This is a genomic window from Bradyrhizobium sp. NAS96.2 (genome assembly GCF_001908235.1).
GTDB lineage: Bacteria > Pseudomonadota > Alphaproteobacteria > Rhizobiales > Xanthobacteraceae > Bradyrhizobium.
This window is the reverse complement of the sequence record NZ_LGHK01000178.1, coordinates 1-4,715: the sequence shown is the minus strand read 5'-3', so window position 1 is coordinate 4,715 and position 4,715 is coordinate 1. Positions and strand designations below refer to the sequence as shown.

At 64.2% G+C, this 4,715-nt stretch carries 4 protein-coding genes; 1 reads left to right on the top strand and 3 read right to left on the bottom strand.

What is annotated here, in order from left to right; genetic code table 11:
• Positions 1 to 360 precede the first annotated feature (360 nt).
• The 3 genes from AC628_RS31505 to AC628_RS31495 form a co-directional block, all read right to left on the bottom strand.
• Entirely contained in the window at positions 361 to 1,035 is a 675-nt protein-coding gene (locus AC628_RS31505; protein ID WP_074130668.1) for an RraA family protein, read from the bottom strand.
• 185 nt (positions 1,036 to 1,220) lie between these two features.
• Entirely contained in the window at positions 1,221 to 2,246 is a 1,026-nt protein-coding gene (locus tag AC628_RS31500; RefSeq protein ID WP_074130667.1) for an amidohydrolase family protein, read from the bottom strand.
• A gap of 33 nt (positions 2,247 to 2,279) precedes the next feature.
• Complete coding sequence (locus AC628_RS31495) at positions 2,280 to 3,608, bottom strand: MFS transporter (RefSeq protein WP_074130666.1); 1,329 nt, start codon at positions 3,606 to 3,608, stop codon at positions 2,280 to 2,282.
• A gap of 211 nt (positions 3,609 to 3,819) precedes the next feature.
• On the opposite strand from AC628_RS31495, the gene AC628_RS31490 reads away from it, so the two are divergent.
• A partial coding sequence (locus AC628_RS31490; protein WP_074130665.1) for a LysR substrate-binding domain-containing protein occupies positions 3,820 to 4,715 on the top strand: 896 nt, incomplete at its 3' end.

Sequence of the window (4,715 nt, the reverse complement as noted above, 5' to 3'; positions counted from 1 at the left end):
CGCCCGCGGTCAGCGGCGCTGCGGCTCCGATGGCGGTAAGCACGGCCGCAGCGCCGCGCGTATGGACCGAAGAAGACAGAAACCGTGTTGCCGTACGCAACAACGTACCAGCCATAACGCCCACCCCATTGTCGTGGTTCGGCTTTTATCCCCGACGAACCCTGGCTCTGAGACTGCCAGGGAGCGCTGTAGGTTTGGCAAACGAGATGTGTCCCGGCGGGACGGGATTCTTTTCCATCGATGATCGGGAAAAATTCCCGATTCGATGGACGGACAGCCGCGGCGGGTGATTCCGGCCAGCTTTACGGAAATTCGTGCCCAAGAAGCGGGCATTCCCGCCTCTTGGGCAACCGTGACGGTCTAGTCCTTGAACTCGCAGCCGAGCCGCTGCAGGGCCTCATCGACCCAGCGGCGGTCGCTGGTGCCGGCGAGGATCTGCTGGATCGCCTTCTCCTCGGTTGCCTTCTTGGCCTCGGTCAGCTTGCTGATGGCCTCGGCATCGTCATGGGGTACGCAGAGCACACCGTCGTCGTCGGCCACGATCAGATCGCCGGGCTCGACGATCATGCCGTCGATCGAGATGGCGCAATTGATCTCGCCCGGGCCGTCCTTGTAGGGGCCGCGATGGGCGACGCCGGCGGCGAACACCGGGAACGAGCCGGCGCGGATCGCGCCGGCATCGCGGATCGAGCCGTCGATCACGAAGCCCGCCACGCCCTTCTTCTCGGCCAGCGTCGACATGATCTCGCCGATAATGGCGTTGACCAGCACGCCGCCGGCATCGACCACGATCACGTCGCCGGGCTGAGCCAGGTCGATCGCCTTGTGGACCATCAGATTGTCGCCGGGCCGGGTCTTCACGGTCAGCGCCGGGCCGCCGAGCCAGCCGCCACTATGCATCGGCCGCAGCCGGTTGGTGCCCGCGATCCGCGACATCGAATCGCTGATATTGGCGACCGGCAGCGTGCGGTAGCGCGCGACGAGGTCGGGCGACACTTTCCGCTTCGCCTTGTGAATTGCAAATCCTATGGCCATCGGTTTTCTCCGGAGTTTGTGTTGGGCGTGATTGCACGTTTGCAATCAAGATGACGGAAATACTGTGCTCGCAGGACTATCACCGTCATTGCGAGCGAAGCGAAGCAATCCATGCTTCCGCATATGCGGCGCGATGGATTGCTTCGTCGCTGACGCTCCTCGCAATGACGGGCTGCATACATTGCTTACTGCGCGCGGCGGTCGAGATGGGCGTTGAGGCGAGGATAGACGCGGCGGGCGTTGCCTTCAAAGATCTTGGCCTTCTCCTCGGCACTGAGCGACAGCGCATCGATGTAGCGGCGGGTGTCGTCGAAGTGATGACCCGTTTCCGGATCGATGCCGCGGACCGCGCCGACCATTTCCGACGCAAACAGGATGTTCTCGACCGGGATCACCCGGGTCAACAGCTCGATGCCGGGGAGGTGATAGACGCAGGTGTCGAAGAACACGTTCTTGAGCAGATGATCCGACAGCGGCGGCAGCTTCATGTCCTGCGCCAAGCCGCGGTAGCGGCCCCAGTGATAGGGCACCGCGCCGCCGCCATGCGGGATGACGAAGCGCAGGGTCGGAAAGCGCTTGAACAGGTCCGAGGTCAGGAATTGCATGAAGGCGGTGGTGTCGCCGTTGAGGTAATGCGCGCCGGTGCCGTGGAAGCAGGGATTGCAGGACGAGGAGACATGCACCATCGCCGGCACGTCGAGCTCGACCATTTTCTCATACAGCGGATACCACCACTCGTCGGTCAGCGGCGGATCGCACCAATAGCCGCCGGCCGGATCGGGATTGAGGTTGCAGCCGACGAAGCCGAGCTGCGTCACGCATCGCTCCAGCTCCTCGATGCAGTTCTTGGGCGCTACTCCAGGGCTCTGCGGCAGCTGGCAGACGGGAACGAAGTTCAGCGGGAACAGCGTGCAGACCCGGTGCACGAGGTCGTTGCAGATCGTGGTCCATTCGCGGCTGGTTGCTTCCTTTCCGACATGGTGTGCCATGCCGGCGGCACGCGGCGAGAAGATCGTGACGTCGGTGCCGCGCTCCTTCTGCAAGCGAAGCTGCGCACCCTCGACGCTCGAGCGGATCTCGTCATCGGTGATGCCGAGATTGGTGGTGAGCGGCCGGCGCGATCTGTCGGCGAGGCCGGCGAGCTGCTTGTCGCGGAAGATCTGCAGCTTGGCTGGCTCGGTGGTGTAGTGGCCGTGACAGTCGATGATCATGGTTGCTTCCTTGTTGTCCCCTTGGCAGAGGTGTCAGTGGGCGACGGATGACGGGATCGCGCCCGAAAATTCCGTCTCGCGCGGCTTGACGCGCATGGTGGCGGCGATGGCGGAGGCGACGAACAGGAAGCCGGCGATGCCGACCAGCGCCCAGGAGAAGCTTCCGGTGGAATCCTTGATCAGGCCGATGCACCACGGACCGATCAGCCCGCCGAACTGCGCCAGCGTGTTGACCATCGCGATCGAGGCGGCACCGGCCGCGCCGGTCAAGAGCGAGGCGTTGATGCTCCAGAACAGCGGATTGCCGGCGTTCAGGCTGAAGCCGACGATGCAGAGGAACACGAAGGCCAGCACCGGGCTTGCGACATAGGCACTGCCGAGCATGGCGACCGCGGCGAGCAGATAGACGGCCGCGAGATGAAACTTGCGATCGCCTGTCTTGTCCGAGCTGCGGCTGACCACGATGGTGCCGACGACGCCGAGCAGCGGCGGAATCGCCGAGAGGGAGCCGACCTGGATGTTGCTGAGATCGCCCATGCCCTTGATGATCTGCGGCAGCCACAGCAAGAGGCCGTAGATGCCGACCAGCGCGCAGCCGAACAGTGCCGCCAGCAGCCAGACCCTGATATCGAGCACGCATTCGATCAACCTGTGCTGCCCCTGCTGTTCGATCTCCGCCCGCTCGGCGGCGAGCTCGCCCTCCAGCCAGGCGGCCTGCTCCTTGGTGAGCCAGCTCGCCATGGCCGGGCGGTCGGTCAGATAATAGAGCGTGAACAGGCCGAGCAGAATGGTCGGCACGCCCTCGGCGATGAACATCCATTGCCAGCCATGCAGGCCGCCGGCGCCGTCGAGGAAGGTCATGATGCTGGTCGAGATCGGCCCGCCGGCTACAGCCGAGAACGAACCGGCGATGATGTATCCGGCGACCGCGCGGGCGCGATAACGCGCGGGGAACCAATAGGTGAGATAAAGCACGACGCCGGGCATGAAACCGGCTTCGGCGACGCCGAGGCCGAACCGCATCACATAGAGGCTGAGCGGATTCCAGACAAAGGCGGTGAGCGTCGCGACGAGGCCCCAGGTGATCAGGATGCGCGCCAGCCAGATCCGCGCCCCCAGCCAATGCAGCATCAAATTGCTCGGCACCTCGAGCACCATGTAGCCGAGGAAGAAGATGCTGGCGGCAAAGCCGAAGATCGCGGGGCTGAGGCCGAGATCCTTGTTCATCGTCAGCCCGGCATAGCCGAGATTGATGCGATCGAGATAGTTGAAGAACATCATTACGAACAGGATCGGGATCAGCCGCCAATAGACGCGGCGGACGGTTTGCTGTTCGAGCTCGCTGACGGACGCCTGGCCCATTGGATTCTTCCCTTGCTTTTTGTTGCCGCGCCTGTGATCCGAGCCGGGCGGAACGCCTGTTATTCGCGGCGATTTCGCATGGCTGACCGGCTGCGCGTGTTGCCCCTTATTATCCCTTGGAGCGTCCGCGTTTTGGCGCCAAGATCGGGAAACGGTCCTGGGAGGTCAAATACCGCTTTGACCCGTCACTTATAGGGAATCGGAATAAGCGATGGACTACAGGCAGCTTCGCTATTTCATCGCGGTGGCCGAGGAGCTCAGCTTCAGCCGCGCCGCCAAACGGCTGCATGTGAGCCAGCCGCCGCTCAGCACTCAGATCAAGGCGATGGAGGAGGAGCTCGGTACGAAGCTTCTGTCGCGGACACGGCGTGCCGTCGAGCTCACCCAGGCCGGCCAATTGCTGCTGGAGCACGCGCGTCGCGCCGTCAGCGAGCTCGATCTCGCATCGGAGAGCGTGCGGCGTGCCGCGCGCGGTGAGGCCGGTGCGGTTCGTGTCGGCTTTACGGATTCTGTTCCGATGCTCGACATGTTCGCCGAACTGTTCCGCAGTTTCCGCGCCAGCTATCCGCGGGTGAAGATCGAACTGCGGCACATGTCGACGGCCAAGCAGCTTCAGGCTCTCGCCGACGCCGAGCTCGATGTTGCGATCATGCGGCCGCCGCTGGACTTCCGGCCGGCGGCCGATCTGCAGGTGCATGTGGTCTGGCGCGACCGGTTGATGGTGTTCCTGCCGATCGATCATCCGCTCGCCACGGCGCCCGGCAAGCTCAGCGTTGCCGATCTTGCCGAGCACGAATTCGTCGGCATGGCGGAGAGCGGTTGCGGCGTCGGCGACCAGGCCGCGATGCTGTGCCGGCGCGCCGGCTTCGCGCCGCGGATCGCGCAGGAGGCGCATGAATTGCGCACCGTGCTCAGCCTCGTCGCGGCAGGGATCGGGCTTTCGATTCTACCGTCCTGCTATCAGCATGCCGGCGTCATGAACGTCGTTGCGAAAGCGCTGGACACGCCGGATGCCGAAAGCCGCATGCTGGTGGCGATGCGCTCGAACGCCTCGCTGCTGCCGCGCCGGTTCGTCGAATGCGCGCTGCAGGCGGCGTCACGCAGCGC

Coding starts and splice junctions, on each gene's coding strand:
- AC628_RS31505 (WP_074130668.1), bottom strand. CDS start 1,035: ATGGCCATAGGATTTGCAATTCACAAGGCGAAGCGGAAAGTGTCGCCC.
- AC628_RS31495 (WP_074130666.1), bottom strand. CDS start 3,608: ATGGGCCAGGCGTCCGTCAGCGAGCTCGAACAGCAAACCGTCCGCCGC.
- AC628_RS31500 (WP_074130667.1), bottom strand. CDS start 2,246: ATGATCATCGACTGTCACGGCCACTACACCACCGAGCCAGCCAAGCTG.